This window comes from Nonomuraea sp. NPDC050790 (assembly GCF_044456745.1).
Classification (GTDB): Bacteria; Actinomycetota; Actinomycetes; order Streptosporangiales; family Streptosporangiaceae; genus Nonomuraea.
This window is the reverse complement of record NZ_JBITGF010000009.1, coordinates 181,926-197,205: the sequence shown is the minus strand read 5'-3', so window position 1 is coordinate 197,205 and position 15,280 is coordinate 181,926. Positions and strand designations below refer to the sequence as shown.

The 15,280-nt window shown below is 66.3% G+C and carries 18 protein-coding genes and 1 tRNA gene; 9 read left to right on the top strand and 10 right to left on the bottom strand.

All coding sequences use genetic code 11. The features are described 5' to 3' along the window. Positions 1–135: 135 nt before the first annotated feature. The 5 genes from ACIBEJ_RS39665 to ACIBEJ_RS39645 all read left to right on the top strand — a co-directional run bounded on the left by ACIBEJ_RS39665 (position 136) and on the right by ACIBEJ_RS39645 (position 2,689). Positions 136–534, top strand: a complete 399-nt coding sequence (locus ACIBEJ_RS39665; protein WP_397188102.1) for a YbaB/EbfC family nucleoid-associated protein — start codon at positions 136–138, stop codon at positions 532–534. Further along, on the top strand, positions 534–920 hold the full coding sequence (locus ACIBEJ_RS39660) for a YbaB/EbfC family nucleoid-associated protein (protein WP_397188307.1): 387 nt from the start codon (positions 534–536) through the stop codon (positions 918–920). Before ACIBEJ_RS39665 ends, ACIBEJ_RS39660 begins: the two co-directional genes overlap by 1 nt. A 70-nt stretch (positions 921–990) precedes the next feature. After that, a complete protein-coding gene (locus ACIBEJ_RS39655) occupies positions 991–1,290 on the top strand; it encodes a hypothetical protein (protein WP_397188101.1) in 300 nt (99 codons plus the stop codon). Then, positions 1,290–2,300, top strand: coding sequence for a hypothetical protein (locus tag ACIBEJ_RS39650; RefSeq protein WP_397188100.1), 1,011 nt, complete (start codon positions 1,290–1,292; stop codon positions 2,298–2,300). Before ACIBEJ_RS39655 ends, ACIBEJ_RS39650 begins: the two co-directional genes overlap by 1 nt. A gap of 137 nt (positions 2,301–2,437) precedes the next feature. Further along, positions 2,438–2,689 (top strand): hypothetical protein, encoded by a 252-nt coding sequence (locus ACIBEJ_RS39645; protein WP_397188099.1) that lies wholly within the window; start codon positions 2,438–2,440, stop codon positions 2,687–2,689. Between the two features lie 113 nt (positions 2,690–2,802). Here ACIBEJ_RS39645 and ACIBEJ_RS39640 read toward each other — a convergent pair whose 3' ends face one another. From ACIBEJ_RS39640 to ACIBEJ_RS39600, 9 genes are all read right to left on the bottom strand, one after another. Next, entirely contained in the window at positions 2,803–3,093 is a 291-nt protein-coding gene (locus ACIBEJ_RS39640) for a hypothetical protein (protein ID WP_397188098.1), read from the bottom strand. Between the two features lie 78 nt (positions 3,094–3,171). Then, the gene (locus ACIBEJ_RS39635; protein ID WP_397188306.1) at positions 3,172–3,486 is read right to left on the bottom strand and encodes a helix-turn-helix domain-containing protein; all 315 of its coding nucleotides are present in this window, start codon (positions 3,484–3,486) and stop codon (positions 3,172–3,174) included. Next, entirely contained in the window at positions 3,486–3,809 is a 324-nt protein-coding gene (locus ACIBEJ_RS39630; RefSeq protein ID WP_397188097.1) for a type II toxin-antitoxin system RelE/ParE family toxin, read from the bottom strand. The genes ACIBEJ_RS39635 and ACIBEJ_RS39630 overlap by 1 nt, the downstream gene beginning before the upstream one ends. 625 nt (positions 3,810–4,434) lie before the next feature. After that, on the bottom strand, positions 4,435–5,238 hold the full coding sequence (locus ACIBEJ_RS39625) for a DUF4231 domain-containing protein (RefSeq protein ID WP_397188096.1): 804 nt from the start codon (positions 5,236–5,238) through the stop codon (positions 4,435–4,437). A gap of 217 nt (positions 5,239–5,455) precedes the next feature. Further along, on the bottom strand, positions 5,456–6,262 hold the full coding sequence (locus tag ACIBEJ_RS39620; protein WP_397188095.1) for an inositol monophosphatase family protein: 807 nt from the start codon (positions 6,260–6,262) through the stop codon (positions 5,456–5,458). After that, positions 6,259–7,113 carry a DUF5919 domain-containing protein gene (locus tag ACIBEJ_RS39615; RefSeq protein WP_397188094.1) on the bottom strand — a complete coding sequence of 285 codons (855 nt, stop codon included), beginning with the start codon at positions 7,111–7,113 and terminating at the stop codon, positions 6,259–6,261. The genes ACIBEJ_RS39620 and ACIBEJ_RS39615 overlap by 4 nt, the downstream gene beginning before the upstream one ends. A 1,136-nt stretch (positions 7,114–8,249) precedes the next feature. Next, positions 8,250–8,322: transfer RNA gene (locus ACIBEJ_RS39610), tRNA-Ala, on the bottom strand. 14 nt (positions 8,323–8,336) lie between these two features. Next, a complete protein-coding gene (locus tag ACIBEJ_RS39605) occupies positions 8,337–9,068 on the bottom strand; it encodes an HAD family hydrolase (RefSeq protein ID WP_397188093.1) in 732 nt (243 codons plus the stop codon). Positions 9,069–9,084: 16 nt separating this feature from the next. Continuing rightward, positions 9,085–9,204 (bottom strand): DLW-39 family protein, encoded by a 120-nt coding sequence (locus ACIBEJ_RS39600; protein WP_214319204.1) that lies wholly within the window; start codon positions 9,202–9,204, stop codon positions 9,085–9,087. A 205-nt stretch (positions 9,205–9,409) separates the two neighbouring features. Between ACIBEJ_RS39600 and ACIBEJ_RS39595 the strand changes: the two genes are divergently transcribed. The 4 genes from ACIBEJ_RS39595 to ACIBEJ_RS39580 all read left to right on the top strand — a co-directional run bounded on the left by ACIBEJ_RS39595 (position 9,410) and on the right by ACIBEJ_RS39580 (position 14,241). Beyond that, entirely contained in the window at positions 9,410–10,765 is a 1,356-nt protein-coding gene (locus ACIBEJ_RS39595) for an MFS transporter (RefSeq protein ID WP_397188092.1), read from the top strand. Positions 10,766–10,835: 70 nt separating this feature from the next. Further along, positions 10,836–11,045, top strand: a complete 210-nt coding sequence (locus ACIBEJ_RS39590; RefSeq protein ID WP_397188091.1) for a heavy-metal-associated domain-containing protein — start codon at positions 10,836–10,838, stop codon at positions 11,043–11,045. Positions 11,046–11,239: 194 nt separating this feature from the next. After that, the gene (locus tag ACIBEJ_RS39585) at positions 11,240–11,995 is read left to right on the top strand and encodes a hypothetical protein (protein WP_397188090.1); all 756 of its coding nucleotides are present in this window, start codon (positions 11,240–11,242) and stop codon (positions 11,993–11,995) included. 29 nt (positions 11,996–12,024) lie between these two features. Next, positions 12,025–14,241, top strand: coding sequence for a heavy metal translocating P-type ATPase (locus tag ACIBEJ_RS39580; protein ID WP_397188089.1), 2,217 nt, complete (start codon positions 12,025–12,027; stop codon positions 14,239–14,241). Between the two features lie 28 nt (positions 14,242–14,269). On the opposite strand, the gene ACIBEJ_RS39575 is transcribed toward ACIBEJ_RS39580, so the two are convergent. After that, complete coding sequence (locus tag ACIBEJ_RS39575; RefSeq protein WP_397188088.1) at positions 14,270–15,097, bottom strand: alpha/beta fold hydrolase; 828 nt, start codon at positions 15,095–15,097, stop codon at positions 14,270–14,272. Between the last annotated feature and the right edge of the window lie 183 nt (positions 15,098–15,280).

Here is a 15,280-nt window from a genome sequence, read left to right as displayed (position 1 = left end):
GTGTCGTGGAGACTCCCACGGTGATGCCGTTCAGGCGGCCGAGGCCCTGGTAGTTCTGCCCTCGGGGCGTATCCCAGTTGTCTCTATGTCACCATGAGTACCGTTAACGGCGATCAGCGATCGGGGGATCTGGACATGCCCTTGCCGCCCGAGCCCGGCGAAGATGCCTACTACATGGAGCAGGTCATCGAGCAGACCGAGACGGCGCTGAGCCGGCTGCGCGAGGCGAAACTGCTGCTCGGAGAGGTCTCGGGAACGGGTGAAGCCGCCCAGGGGCTGGTCCGTGCGACGGCCGACAGCAGCGGCTCCCTGACCGGGGTCGACATCAACCCGCGGGCGCTCCGACTCAGTTCGGCGGATCTCGGCGACGAGGTCACCGAGGCGATCCGGCTGGCGCAGCAGGACGCCGCCCGCCGTACCGGCGAGATTCTTGAGGGCGCGGCCGCTGTGGCGGGCGCTCCTCAGGTGCTGGACGAGACGTTTGTCCGCGAACGGGTGGAGGCCGCCGCCCGCGACATTTACCGGCAGTCGTGATGTTCGGGTACAACGTCGATCCGAGCGACCTCCGCCAACAGGACATCGACAAGGCCGAGGAGCAGCTCAACAGGTTCCAGGACCTACTGGCGGCCAGGGAAGAGCAACTCGCGGAGATCGTCGGCACGGGCGAGGACGATCGCGGGTACGTGCGCGCGACCGTGGCGTCCGATGGCCTGGTGACAAAGGTCACGCTTGATCCACGCGCGGTCAAAAGTGGCAGTGGGGCGCTGTCGGAGCAGATTCTGCTGGCGGTGAGCCGGGCGCAGCAGAATGCTCAACTGCAGGCCGAGACCCTTCTCCAGGAGGCGCTCCAGGAAGCGCTTCCAGGTACGTCTTTCGACCTCGCGGCCCTCCAGCAGCAAGCCAGAAGCCTTCTCGACTGAGACCGGGACCCACGGCCGGAATGCGCGGTTTTCATGCGTCTTGTGAGGCTTGTGGGACTATTGTCAAGCCATGAGTTCGGAGTTGCAGGCGAGCAGATGGACACTGGAGCAGCAGGCGTCACACGTGCACGGACATGCCGCCGAGCACGACGCGGCAGTTCAGCGGCTACGAGAGTGCAGCGTTGAGTCGTGGGGGCCGGACCCGATCTTCGCGATGCTGCGCAAGGTGTGGGCCGACTGCTGCAATTCCATGATCGAGGCCAGAAGCGCCGAGTCAAGCGTGATGTACGGCACCGGCGACGGCATCGTCCGGACGTCGCGTAACCTCGAGGCCGCCGAGCACGCCAGCCAGATGCCGCAGGCCGACTGATGGCCCTGATGCTGCCACCGGCGCTGCAACTGGTCAGCGACCTGTCGGGCGTGTGGTTTCCGAACGTCAACGAGGACATCATCCGCGCCCACGGCGATGCGGTCCGTGTCGCGAACGCCGGTTCCGAGAAGGTTGTCGGCGGGGCCGACACGACCGTGCGGGGCACGTCGGAGGCGTACAAGGGCGCAGGATCCACCCAACTCCAGAACTACTGGAAACAGACCGGCAGCGAGTCCGGCCACATGGCGCAGATCTCCACGGCGGCGAAGGTCGCACCGGTCGCGCTGGACGGCATCGGCGGCGTGGCGACGGGTACGAAGATCGCGGTCGCCACGGTCCTGTCCGTCGCCACGGTGCGACTCGCGTACAACTCGCTGCTCGGGCCCGCGGGTGGAGCCTCGACGATCCAGACCCTGATCGCGACGCGGAACGCGGGCATGAGGATCGTCCGGGAGGTTGCCGAGGGCGTCGAAAAACGCCTCGGTCCGGTGATGATGACGCGGCTGAAGGGGCCTTTGGACCGCGCCGCCGAGAGGATGCGCCTTCCTGGAGGACCAGGCAGTCCCGCGCTGGCGGGCGCCGGCACTGCCCGGATGCCGATTCCCCGGGGCAAGAACGCTTTTGACGACAACCCCGGCATCCTGCAGCGCGGTGGCAGGGGCGGACGTGGCGGTGGACGCGGGCGTACCGAGACCAATCAGGGACTCAGCAAGAAAGAACAAGAGGCGGTGGCGGCCAAGGAGGCCGGGAAGCCCTATGACCGCTCGGCCTTCAACAGCGCGCAGCAGAAGCAAAAGCGGGAAGAGAAATTCCAGGGCGGGCGGAACGCGCAGAAGCGTGACAGGGATACCACCCCCCAGGAGACTCCTGCGAAGGAGACCAGAAGGGAGAAGCGGGCTCGCGAACGGCAAGAGCGCCAGCAGCAACAGGCGCAGCAGGACGGCAGCAATATCGCGGACCAGGGGTACAACGGTCCTACGCACAATCCTGATGGGTCGCGGCGGTGGTAGACGGTGGGTCCCGCCTGGCTCGGTAGGTTGGCCAGGGCGGCGCTGGATCGTTGCCGGCCGTCGTGAGGACATTGCAGGAACAGAAGGATTCCAGGGCGACCGGAATGCGCGCATGCGCGGCCGGAAAGGGAAAGTAGATGGCTGACCAGGTCGGGTACCACACGCGGCACTTCTCGCTGAACAACCCTCGGGGCGAAGGGCAGGAAGACGTGCCCATGTTGCTGCGCAGGCTCGCGGCCACGCTTGAGGAGATGGGCGACATCGAGATCCGCGATCTGGTCTTTCACACCGACACCGATGAGGACGGCGATTCCTGGCCGTTCATGACCGTGTACTTCGACGAGGACTCGGAAGAGCCGCCTACGGGCAACGGGTACGGCCCGGCGTGACGTCCCGCTGCCCGGTCCCTTCATTGATGTGACCGGGCAGCGCATTTGAAGACTCCGCCTCAGGGATATCTGCCCGGAGATGATCGCGGACCTGGAACGCAGCCGAGATCGGGCTAACGTGGAGCCGATTGATCTCGCTGGTCACGCAGTCTCGCAAGTGCGGCGGCAATCTGATTGACCTGCTCGGGTTCGCGGGTGCACCAGTTCGGGGACATGTTGAACCATCGGTTCCAGACGGAGCCGACAGCCGCGGCGGTGATCTCGTCCTTACCGCACACCAGAGCAGCGAGATCACTCACTTCGGGGTCGTATTCATCGTCAGGAGCCCCAGCGGCCAGCAAACCTTCGGGGTCGTGCTGATTGATCAACGCGCGGACCGTCACAACTATCTGATCATCAGCCATGACTTCAGCATCCCCGAACACATCCTTTTGGGCCACCGAATTTACGGCCCCACTTGCCTCATCGAAGTATCGCCCGTCTCAGGCGATAGCAGCGATATCGCCGTCGTCAAAGTAGATTGACTGGTGAAGCCGACCGCCCAGAGCAGTGGCGTATCGGGCGAGGACGTCCTGTCCGGAGATCTTGCCTTGCTCGATCTGTGAAATTCGGCCCTTGGTGACCCCCATGCGCTCCGCGATGTCTTGCTGCGTCAACCCTCGGCTACGACGGATTTCAGCAAGCCGGTGTCCTTGCACCTTGGCGAGCAGTTCCTGCTTGCCAGCCTCAACAGCGTCCTCGCCGCCGGCACGCTCGACATGCTCGGCACGAATATCCTTCCAGCGCGAATATCCCATCACGCACCGCCCTCCTCTGCCTGCCGTTCCTTCACGTAGATCTCGTAGCGCCGCTCGGCGAGTGGTATGGCCTGCTGGTACCAGGCATTCCACTGTCCGGCTTTGTCACCTGCGACTAGGAAGATGCTGGACCGCCACGGGTCGAACGCGAACAAGATTCGCACGGTGCCCGGTCGAAGTTCTTTCAAGTTCTGCAGATGTGACGCAGTGATCGTATCGACCAGCGGCCGTCCCAGACCGGGTCCTCCTTCGGCGAGGGCGTCGATTGCTTGTACAACTCGCCTATGCGTATCGGCGTCGAGCCGCTCGATCCACTCGCGCACCTTGTCGACGATGTACTTGTCGACGATGTAGACGTCTCACTCGTCTGCCACGTCAGACGGTATAGCGAAAGGTGTACCTCATGCGGGGTTTCCATCGATGTCCGAAGGCATAGGTCGGCGTGGGGTCGCTGGATCAAGAAGTAGGCTGCCAAGCACCTCACGGGGGCATGTGGCGCGCCGTCCCGCTCCGTGCGGTCGTGGCAGGTGACGTAGAAGTGATCGAGCTAGCAGATCGGTGGTCTTGTCGTAGTCGCGCACCGTTCAGCTCATAGAGCAGATCGTCCGGGCAGAGCTTATACAGGTCGCCCCACCAGCGACGCGCCTCGTTGTCCCAGATTCGATAACCGCCTGGCACGCCTTGGACAACGTAGCTTATGGTTCTTCATTCGTAGATCTTGGCGACATGAAGTTGGAGGGCTAGGGTCTGCTACGTCAGTGGATCGACGTCACCGGCGAATGGCGCTCCGTCGCGGATACTTCCGTCCTGGAGCCAGGCGGCCCAAGCTTCGAGAAACTCGCCAACGCTGGGCGGGATGATCAAGCCCCACCTCAGCCGTTCACGGACTCCGGGTTCTGTACCCTCGAATCATCCCGGAGCCGGAGCGCCCCCGCCGGAGTCGCCTTGTTAGATCTCCCGCTGATCGCGCCGTTCGGGTGAATCTTCGAGTTGCAGTTCCCGCTTACGTTGCTCGTCCTTGAGCGATTCGACGTTGTTCGCAAACCGTGAGAGGACTACTTCTTCGTCCGCCTCGTCGTACTCGCCGATACGGAGCTCGGCAGCTTTATAATGCCGCTTGATGGCGTCTGCTGTTTGTTGCTGACCGAAGCTTCGCTCGCGAAATTTGAAGAATCCGGATGCTCCTGCTGAGATGCTGACCAGCGCGCTAATTATCGCTGCTGCCCAACGGAAGCCTGCTTGAATATCAGTATTGGTTGCTGCAATGCCAGTAAGGCTGGTGGCACCGATCGAGCCAATGATGATTATCCATTGAAAGATGTTCGCAATGCTTCGATTGCGCTTGGCGCGCTGCTCAAGATCTTGTACGTCGTCCAGGGCCGATACACGGTAGATCCGTAGTGCAGCGACTGGGTTTGCCGCCTGCTCTGCGGCAAGGCGGATTCGTTGAGCCCTGAGTTCGCTCAATTTGAACGAGATCTCGTCGATCTCAGGTCGACTCTTGATGAGGTGCCACGCAGCTAATGCAGTGGAAACTGAAGCCGCGAGCGTTCCTAGAATAGTGAAAGGTGCTCTGTAGTTGTTCCAAACGCCTACAAACATCGCCCAACCAAGAAAGCCGACCGCTCCGAGACTAGCTATCAGCCAAATCGCGCGGAGACGACGGTAGGTCCGGAATCCTCGAAGAACTGTTTGCCCTTGGTCGATAGTGGCCGCGTTCTCGCGAAGCTCTACACCAAAGTCTCTACTCACAGCCATCCTCGATAGTCCACCGGGGCGTTGACTACGATGAGAGTAGATCGTGCAGGCATGTCGCGCTACCGCTCAGTAGATTACGGATATGGACCACACGCGCTGTGGCCCGAGCACGGCCGTGCGCGAGAACGGCCTCCAGGCCGCACGCGCAGGGCCGCGTGGCGGCGCTTGCGCCGCCCTTGATTCCTACAAGAACAATTCGGCAGTGCTGGCGCTATGCCTTGGCCGCCTTCTGGGCTTCGGCGATCAGTTCGACGAGGTCGGCGATGAGTTTGGGACTAGCGGCGATGGTGGCTCGGGCGTTCATGGTGTGTGGGCTGCCATCGGTGTCGACGACGATGGCGCCTGCTTCTCTGGCGATGAGGACGCCGGCGGCTGTGTCCCAGGGGTTGTTGCTGAGCATGATGTTGGCGTCGATCTTGCCTTCGGCGACCCAGGCCAGATCGATGGCGGCTGAGCCGAACATGCGGACCCGCTGAACGCGCGCGGCGAGTTCGTGCGTGAGCGCGAGTCGGGGCTTGTTCCGCTTCTCGGCATCGGTGCCCACTGCGTAGTCGCCGAGTGCCACGATGGCGGCGTCGAGGTCGCTGGTGTCGCTGACACGGATGTGCTCGCCGTTGAGGTTGGCTCCGCCATCGATTGCGGCGCTGTAGCGGGCATCAAGCAATGGCAGCTCGATCACGCCAAGCGTGGGTGCGTCCTTGTCGACCAGGCCCAGAGAGACCCCGCACAAGGGGAGCCGGTGAAGGAAGTTGGCGGTTCCGTCGACTGGATCGAGCGCCCACATCAGGCCGGTGCCCGCGTGAGTGATGCCTTCCTCCTCGCCCAAGAACCCGATCTCGGGCGTCTCGGTGGCGAGGAACTCGCGTACAGCTTCCTCGACGGCGTAGTCCACCTCGGTGGCCATGTCGCGGTCGCCTTTAGGGGTGATGATGCCGGGCAGCTTGGTCCGGATGATCTCGCTGGCCATGGTGACGGCTTGTTCGGCGATCGGGAGAAGCGTTCGGGTGTCTATGGTCATGCAGGTCTGCTCCGCTCCCACATCTCGTTGAACACCTGATCGAAGACGGGGAACAGCCCCTCCGCGGCGGTGTTGTCTGTGATCACAAACGTAGGGGAGTCGACGCCACGCGCCTGCGGGAGGTAGGGCTGGACGACGCAGGTTGCCCGGTTGATGAGGAGAATGTTGAACCGGATCGTCTCGTCGTAGACGTGGAGCTCAAGGCGCTGAGCCGCTTCGGGCGTGAGCCGGTCCCGGAGTCGCGTCAGCATCGTGATGTTGAGCGCGGTCAACGTCGTGAGCGTGCCGTCCGTGTAGCGCTCTTCGTCCTCGCGGGCGCGGATGGCGGAGCCTTTGGGGTCAAGGAAGAGGCAGCGAATCCGGGTGCCCGACTCCAGTAGGCGCTTGAGCTGATGATCTGGGTAGCTCTGGCACAGCACGTTGAGCGAGAGCCCGGCCGCGCATATCTCCTTGGCCTGGCCGAACAACTCTGACGCCGGATAGGCGGATGAGAACGCCGAACGACTGCTGAACACAGCGGTTATGTCGGCGAGCTGTGGTGTGGGCGTGGACTCGGCCGGCGGCTGGGGTTCGCCGCGCGGAGCAGGGACGGCGTCGCCGTTGACGGCGAACAACTCATGGGCGCTCTGGCCGGGGAACATGGCCTCCAGGACGCGGCAGTGGTCGGAGTACGGCAGGCCCTTGAGTTCGCCGGTCAACCACCGGTGGAGCTGCGCGCGGCTGGGGTAGCCACCCTGCAAGGACGGGTCGACCTTCTTCGCGGCCCTGTCGTACTCCTTGCAGAACGTGCTGTACGTCTGCCAATGACGCTGCTTCAGGAGTGTCTTCAACAGGATCTGCTGGTCTGTCATGAATCCACGCCTCGGGCTGGGGTCCCTTGTCTGATCAGGCTAACGACTGAGAGGGGCGAAGAGGAGACAAAGACGAGACGAACAGGGACGCGGTGATCACAAGCGGGACGTGCGCGCGGTCGAGACGCGACAGGTGATCGGGAAATCCTCGTTCTATGACTGCGCAGTGTGGATCGTGTTCGGGGAGAGGCTGGAAGTATCTGAGCCTGCGTCGCGCCCTGGTGGTGGAGAGTACGGCCCACGCCGGTCGCAGCGTACGACAGCGAGCGACCTGTCTGCCGTGCTCGGGCACCGGGTCGGTGTGTGCATCGTGATCACGCTGTCGGAGTGCTTCAGCCCGCACGCTGCTCCTGCACAGCAGCGCAACGTCCAGATCGTTTGGCGCAGGGCGGTCACCAGGGAAGATCGCGTTCGAGTGGTCGCTTGGACCTGTGACTGCCGTCCCACGGTGTACGAACTGTGCCACGCCGGAGGCCAGGCGCACATTCGCCGAACCAGTCGCAGGAGGGCCAAGCCCGTGATCCACGAGACCTTCCGCTGGACGTTCAACGAGGCCGAAACGCTCTGGGCCGCGCTGCTATGCGGCGAGGCTCGATAGACGGACGCGGCGGCACTGACATCGGGTGTCCGGTGTCGCCGCGTCTCTCAACGCGGAGGCTTGCTGTAGCGCAGACAGCAAGCCCCCGCCCCTTTGCGCCCGCGAGCTGCCCCTAGAACTCGACGCCGAGGTGCGCTGTGCCGACGCGCTGAAAGAGATGAACCTGACGGAGCTGCACTTCCACAGACCATCGGCAATGGAATCTGCCGGATGTTCCGGTATCCGCGCGTATCGCTCCTGACCGACGGCGCATCCAGCCGGTCGACCCCTTTGCCATCGTCACCAGGTGCCGGTCAGGAAGGCATCCAGGATGGGCACGATGGGGCGCAAGCTCGCTTGAGGGAAGCGCGCGGAGCGAAGCGGAGCACCGATGGGTCGGGGTGGGATCCAACTGGCTGACCACTTAGCTGGGCAACGGGCGGGACCTAAGAAGGCAGTCCGACCGTAGGAAGGTCCTTCAGGGGTCGAGCTTCAGCTCGACTGGAGAAACAGCCTTGCCCCCCACGCCCGAAGGGCGCAGAGGGCAAGACCGTGCTTGTGGAGCCTAGGAGATTCGAACTCCTGACATCCTGCTTGCAAAGCAGGCGCTCTGCCAGCTGAGCTAAGGCCCCTACGACGCACTAGCTTACCGGCCCGCAGCGGCTACCTGGTGCGTCCCCAAGTCTTCGCTCAAGATCAAATCAGGCAGGTCGGCGATCGAGTCAAGGATGTGCGTGGCCCCGCCCTTGAGGAGGCGCTCCCGGCTGTGTGCCCCGGTCATCACTCCGGCCACCACCGAAGCCCCAGCCCTCCGCCCGCACAACATGTCACTCTCGGAGTCCCCGACCACGGCAACCTGCCGTACGTCTTCAACCCCAAGCCCCAGTACGGCATGCAGCACCATGTCCGGCCAAGGCCGCCCCCGCCCCCCGGCGTCCTCGGGACAGATCGCCAGATCCACCCGATCATGCCAGCCAAGCACCCCGAGCACCCGGCCTAAGGTGGCCCGGCTGAACCCGGTGATCAGGGCAAGCCGCACCCCGGACCCACGCAACTTGTCCAGCGCCTCGACCGCCCCGGGCACGGGAACGAGCCCGGCCCGATCCAGCGCACCCGCGTAGGCACGCTCGAAGGTCAGGTTGGCCGCCTGTGCCTGCGCCTCGTTCCCGGGGAAGATCCCGCGGAAGACCTCGATCTTGGGGCAGCCCCGGGACCGGTGCACGTGAACCATGGCACGCGCATAGGCCCCGGTCCCGGGGACGATGCCCTGAGTGGCGATCGCTTCGGCGAACGCGCGCTCGACCATGGCGATGTCACCGATCGTTGTGCCGGCGAGGTCGATGCACGCCAGCTTGATGGGGACGACGACGTCGCTCATCGCCTCGCCAGGTCGGTTAGTTCTCGCTGCCGGTCGCCTCGGTCCAGAGGTCGAGCTCGGCGCGGTCGGCCTGCACCTTACGCCAGATCAGCAACCCCCCAAGGGCGATCAGCGCCAGAACGATCAGCTTCTTCACGGTGTGACCCCACTTCTTCGACGGTCTCACCTGCCGGGGTGAGACCCAACGGTTGGATGCAGCCTAGCAAGTGATGGCCGCACTCCCGCTGCCGAGCACTCACGAACCTCATGAATCAGGCAAGTAGACAAACCCTAGGGGGGTATGTTACGTTCCTCGCCGTCGAGATACCCCATGGGGGTATGAACGCAAAGGAGAAGACGCGGTGGCTACGGAAAATCCCAGGCGGTGGTGGGCGCTCCTCGTGCTCGCGACCGCGCAGTTCATGGTGATCATGGACACCTCCATCATCGGCGTGGCGCTCCCGGAGATGCAGCGGCAGCTCGGGTTCACTCCCGGCGGACTCCAGTGGGTCTTCAACGCCTACGTGATCGCCTTCGGCGGTCTGCTCCTGCTCGGCGGCCGGTTGTCGGACCTGCTGGGCGCGCGCAAGGTCTTCACCACCGGCTGGATCATCCTGATCGCCGGCTCGGTCCTGGCCGCCGCCGCGAGCACGGCGTGGGTGGAGGTGCTCGGCCGCGCCGTACAGGGAGTGGGCGGGGCGCTGATCGCGCCCGCGGCGATGACGCTGCTCATGATGCTCTTCGGACACAACCAGAAGGAGCTCGGCAAGGCCATGGCCCTGTACGGCGCCGCCGCCCCGGCAGGCGGCACCGCGGGAGTCTTCCTCGGCGGCGTCATCACCGAGTACCTGAGCTGGCCGTGGGTCTTCATCGTCTACATCCCGATCGGCCTGGCCACGCTGGCGGCGACCGGGCTGCTGCCCGCGGTCAAGGGCCGGCGCGGCTCCGTGGACGTCGTGGGCGCGATCTCGGTCACGGCCGGCCTGGCGCTGGTCGTCTACGCGATCGTCGCAGAGAACCTGATCGCCGGGGCCGCGGGCGCGGCGCTGCTGGTGCTGTTCCTGATCGTGCAGCGCATGGTCAGGGAGCCGCTGATGCCGCTGTCGATCTGGCGCACGCCCGGCCTGGCCACGGCCAACCTGGCCATGGCGCTGCTCGGCGCCGCCTGGATCCCGATGTGGTACTTCCTCAACCTGTACCTGCAGCAGATCCTCGGCTACGGCGCGTTCGCCAGCGGCGCGGCGCTGCTGCCGATGACGGTCGCGGTCATGATCTTCATGATCGGCATCACGGCCAGGCTGCTCGGCCGGTTCGGGGCCAAGCCGCTCATCGTGCTCGGGCTGGCGGTGCTGGCCGCGGGTGTGGCGGGGCTGTCGTTCGCGCGGCCGGACGGGACGTTCGTGGCGGACGTGCTGCCGGCGAGCCTGATCGCGGCCGTGGGCATGTCGCTGGCCTACATCCCGGCCATGATGTCGGCGATGTCCGGCGCCAAGCCGGAGGAGGCCGGTCTGGCCTCGGGCATCGTGAACACCACCTACCAGGTGGGCTCCGCCGTGGGCCTGGCGGTCATGACGGCCGTGGCCACCTCGCGGGCCGAGCTCATCGACGGCTTCCAGGGCGCCTTCATCGGGGCCGCGGTCGTGGCGGGGCTGGGCGCCCTGCTGAGCGTGGTGTTCATGCGGGGACGGCAGAGGCGGCAGGAGAAAGTTCTCGTGTAACTCCGAAATACCCTAGGGGGGTACGGTGTTACACTCGAAGGCAGGCAAGAACAGCTAAGGAGATTCCGACATGACCAGCGCCACCTACACCGTCAAGGGCATGACCTGCGGCCACTGCGTCAGCTCCGTCAAGGAAGAGGTCAGCGAGGTCGCGGGAGTCTCCTCCGTGGAGGTCGACCTGGCCAGCGGCTTGCTGACCGTGGAGAGCGAGGGCCCGATCGACGCCGCGGACATCCGCGGGGCCGTCGAGGAGGCCGGATACGAGCTGGTGACGAAGTGAACACCGCCGCGAAGCTCGGGACGTACGTGCTCGGTCTGGCGGTCGTGTTCGGCGGGACCTTGGGGGTCGGCAACCTTGTCGGCCCTCAGGGGGCCACCCCGCCACCGAAACCGGCACACGAAGCAGCTCACACGCCGACGAAACAGCAAGAAGCAGCAGCGCCAAGCGCCAGTGATACCCCCGGGGGGCTCCAAGTGTCGCAGAACGGCTACACCCTCAACCCGCTCACCGCCGCCAAGGCCGGTGCGCCCACCGACTTCCGGTTCACCGTGACCGGCCCCAGCGGCAAGCCGGTGACCGACTACCAGGTCGAGCACGACAAGAAGCTCCACTTCATCGTCGTCTCCCGGGACCTGGCCGGCTTCCAGCACGTGCATCCGGAGATGAGCGCCGACGGCACCTGGTCGGTCAAGATCGCCTTCCCCGAGGCGGGCACCTACCGCGCGTTCGCCGACTTCACGCCCACCGGCGGGCAGGCCCTCACGCTCGGCGCCGACATCCAGGTCGCCGGCGACTTCCAGCCCAAGCCGCTGAAGGCGGTCAGCCGCACGTCCGAAGTCGACGGCTACACTGTGACGCTGGACGGAGACCTGGTCCCCGGCCAGTCGAGCAAGCTCACGCTGACGGTCAGCAAGGACGGCAAGCCGGTCACCGACCTGCAGCCGTACCTCGGGGCCTACGGGCACCTCGTGGCCCTGCGCGCCGGCGACCTCGCCTACCTCCACGTCCACCCCGACGGCGCCCCCGGGGACGGCAAGACGCAGCCGGGTCCCGGCATCACGTTCTACGCCGAGGCCCCGAGCGGCGGCGACTACCGCCTGTTCCTGGACTTCCAGCACGGCGGAGCCGTACACACCGCGGACTTCACCGCCAAGGCGGGGGAGGGGACCGCGAAGGCACCCGCCAAGAACGACAAGAACGACCACGACTCCACCCCGCACGGCCACTAGCAGGACGCGACGTACAGAAAGGAGAGGTGATGTCCTCCCTCACCGACGACAAGCCCCAGGGCGCCGTCGAACTATCGATCGGCGGCATGACCTGCGCGTCCTGCGCCAACCGCATCGAGCGCAAGCTGAACAAGATGGACGGCGTGACCGCGACGGTCAACTACGCGACGGAGAAGGCGAAGGTCACCTTTCCTGACGGACTGGACCCGCAGCAACTGATCGCGACGGTCGAGTCCGCCGGATACACCGCGGCGCTGCCCAAGGTCGAGAAGGCCGACAAGGCCGCCGACGAAGAGGACGACGAGCTCAGGCCGCTGCGCAACCGGCTCGTCACCTCGCTGGTCCTGGGCATCCCGGTGATCGCGATGGCGATGGTCCCGGCGCTGCAGATCGAGTACTGGCAGTGGCTGTCGCTGACGCTGGCCGCGCCGGTCGTGGTCTACGCGGGCTGGCCGTTCCACAAGGCGGCCTGGACGAACCTGCGGCACGGCGCGGCCACGATGGACACGCTGGTCTCGATCGGGACGATCGCCGCGTTCCTCTGGTCGATCTGGGCGCTGTTCTTCGGCACCGCGGGCGTGCCGGGGATGACGCACCCGTTCGAGTTCTCGATCGAGCGCACCGACGGCTCCGGCAACATCTACCTGGAGGCCGCCGCGGGCGTCACCGCGTTCATCCTGGCCGGCCGCTACTTCGAGTCGCGCTCCAAGCGCCGCGCGGGTGCCGCCCTGCGCGCGCTGCTGGAGCTCGGCGCCAAGGACGTGGAGCTGGCCGACGGGCGCCGCATCCCCACCGACCAGCTCGCCGTCGGCGACACCTTCGTGGTACGGCCCGGCGAGAAGATCGCCACCGACGGCGTGATCCAGGAGGGCACCTCCGCGGTCGACGCCTCCATGCTGACCGGCGAGTCCGTCCCGGTGGAGGTACGGCCGGGCGACCCCGTCACCGGCGCCACCGTCAACGCCGGCGGCCGGCTCATCGTGCGGGCCACCCGGGTCGGCGCCGACACGCAGCTCTCCCAGATGGCCAAGCTCGTCGAGGAGGCGCAGACCGGCAAGGCCGCGGTGCAGCGGCTGGCCGACCGCATCTCCGGCGTCTTCGTCCCGATCGTGATCGCGCTGGCCGTGGGCACGCTCGGCTACTGGCTTGGCACCGGCAACGGCGCCGGCGCCGCCTTCACCGCGGCGGTCGCGGTCCTGATCATCGCCTGCCCGTGCGCCCTGGGCCTGGCCACGCCGACGGCCCTGCTGGTCGGTACCGGCCGGGGCGCCCAGCTCGGCATCCTGATCAAGGGCCCGGAGGTGCTGGAGTCCACGAGGAAGATCGACACGATCGTCCTGGACAAGACCGGCACCGTCACCGAGGGCAGGATGACGCTGACCGACGTGCACCTGGCCGAGGGCGAGGACCGCGACGAGGTGCTCAGGCTGGCCGGTGCGCTGGAGCACGCCTCCGAGCACCCGATCGCGCAGGCGATCGCCAAGGCCGCCCAGTCGGAGGCCACCGTCGAGGACTTCGCCAACGTCGAGGGCCTCGGCGTCCAGGGCATCGTCGACGGGCACGCGGTGCTCGTCGGGCGGCCCAGGCTGCTGGAGGAGTGGTCGCAGCACCTGCCGGAGAACCTGGTGGAGGCGCTGCGGGCCGAGCAGAACGCCGGCCGTACCGCCGTCGCGGTCGGCTGGGACGGCAAGGCCCGCGCGGTCCTCGTCGTGGCCGACGTCGTGAAGCCGACCAGCAAGGAGGCGATCGAGCGGCTGCGCGCGCTCGGCCTGACCCCCGTGCTGCTCACCGGCGACAACGAGGCCGTCGCGGCGACCGTGGCCGCCGAGGTCGGCATCGACCAGGTCATCGCCGAGGTGCTGCCGGCCGACAAGGTCGACGTCGTCAAGAGGCTGCAGCAGGAGGGCAAGGTCGTGGCGATGGTCGGCGACGGCGTCAACGACGCCGCCGCGCTCGCCCAGGCCGACCTCGGCCTGTCGATGGGCACCGGCACCGACGCCGCCATCGAGGCCAGCGACCTGACCCTGGTCCGCGGCGACCTGCGGGTGGCGGCCGACGCGATCCGCCTGTCCCGCAAGACGCTGAAGACCATCAAGGGCAACCTGTTCTGGGCGTTCGCCTACAACGTGGCCGCGCTGCCGCTGGCCGCGCTGGGGCTGCTCAACCCGATGATCGCGGGGGCGGCGATGGCCTTCTCCAGCGTTTTCGTGGTCTCCAACAGCCTGCGGCTGAAGACCTTCAAGTAGATTCGAGTTCCAGGCGCCGGTCCCGACCTCACAGGGGACCGGCGCCTTTCACGTGCTCCAGGATCGCCTTGGTGACCACGTCGGGGCGGGCGCGGTGGACGTAATGGCCGGCGTTCTCGGCGACGATGTGCCTGCTGCTGGTCGACAGGGCCGTCAGCTCCCGCTGCATCGGGAACCAGACGCGGTAGTGGCGGCTGAAGCTGGCCGCCTGCTCGGGCGTCTTGTTGTCCTCGTTGTGCTCGCTGCACGTCACCACCGTCAGCGGGATGTCGCCCAGGGTGGGGGCGCGGCGGCCGGTCTCGGTGCCGAGCTGGGCGCGCAGCGTCTGCTCCCACCAGGTGGTCCTGCGCTGATGATCGCCGAGTTCGAGATGGCCGGGGCTGTCCAGGAGGCCGAGTTCGACGCCCAGGCGGCGCAGGCCGTACGGGGTGAGGCGTTCGACGACGGCGCGCCTGACCGTGGTGAGGTGGTAGCGCGGGTAGCGGCGGGCCTGGTCGTGGTGACTGGAGTCGACGAGCACCACCCCTGCCACCTCGTCGGGGTGGGCGGCGGCGAACAGCCGGACGACGTAGCCGCCCATCGAGTGCCCGACCAGCACGTACGGCGGGCCGTACCCTGCCAGGCCGAGGGTTTTGTGCAGGTCGGCGGCGGCGTCCAGCATGGCCAGCGGCGACCTGACGGGGTCGCTCCATCCCATGCCGGCACGGTCGAAGACGACGGCCGAGGTTTCCTGGGCGAGGACGGGCAGGAGCGGGGCGTACTCGAGCGAGGTCGTCCCGAGCGCCGGGACGATCACGACCGTGGGGGCGCCGTCCCCGGCCTCCAGCAGGTGGATCATGCGTCCGCCGACGTCCACGAGGCGTCCGGGCGGCGGGTGCCGGAGCCGATCCTGACGGGAGCGCCACGTCTGGTAGAGGGCGCTGGCGAAGCCGGTAAGGGCGAAAGCGGCAAGCGATCTTCTCAGAAGGGCCACTCTCACCATCAAAGCAACGAGTGGCCGTTTGTCCAGTTCAGGACAGTGTCCACTCAACGCCCCAAA

What these genes read in the sequence shown, in the direction of transcription:
- ACIBEJ_RS39665 (WP_397188102.1), top strand. Translation starts at nt 136, where the DNA reads ATGCCCTTGCCGCCCGAGCCCGGCGAAGATGCCTACTACATGGAGCAG.
- ACIBEJ_RS39660 (WP_397188307.1), top strand. Translation starts at nt 534, where the DNA reads ATGTTCGGGTACAACGTCGATCCGAGCGACCTCCGCCAACAGGACATC.
- ACIBEJ_RS39655 (WP_397188101.1), top strand. Translation starts at nt 991, where the DNA reads ATGAGTTCGGAGTTGCAGGCGAGCAGATGGACACTGGAGCAGCAGGCG.
- ACIBEJ_RS39650 (WP_397188100.1), top strand. Translation starts at nt 1,290, where the DNA reads ATGGCCCTGATGCTGCCACCGGCGCTGCAACTGGTCAGCGACCTGTCG.
- ACIBEJ_RS39645 (WP_397188099.1), top strand. Translation starts at nt 2,438, where the DNA reads ATGGCTGACCAGGTCGGGTACCACACGCGGCACTTCTCGCTGAACAAC.
- ACIBEJ_RS39640 (WP_397188098.1), bottom strand. Translation starts at nt 3,093, where the DNA reads ATGGCTGATGATCAGATAGTTGTGACGGTCCGCGCGTTGATCAATCAG.
- ACIBEJ_RS39635 (WP_397188306.1), bottom strand. Translation starts at nt 3,486, where the DNA reads ATGGGATATTCGCGCTGGAAGGATATTCGTGCCGAGCATGTCGAGCGT.
- ACIBEJ_RS39620 (WP_397188095.1), bottom strand. Translation starts at nt 6,262, where the DNA reads ATGACCATAGACACCCGAACGCTTCTCCCGATCGCCGAACAAGCCGTC.
- ACIBEJ_RS39615 (WP_397188094.1), bottom strand. Translation starts at nt 7,113, where the DNA reads ATGACAGACCAGCAGATCCTGTTGAAGACACTCCTGAAGCAGCGTCAT.
- ACIBEJ_RS39605 (WP_397188093.1), bottom strand. Translation starts at nt 9,068, where the DNA reads ATGAGCGACGTCGTCGTCCCCATCAAGCTGGCGTGCATCGACCTCGCC.
- ACIBEJ_RS39590 (WP_397188091.1), top strand. Translation starts at nt 10,836, where the DNA reads ATGACCAGCGCCACCTACACCGTCAAGGGCATGACCTGCGGCCACTGC.
- ACIBEJ_RS39580 (WP_397188089.1), top strand. Translation starts at nt 12,025, where the DNA reads ATGTCCTCCCTCACCGACGACAAGCCCCAGGGCGCCGTCGAACTATCG.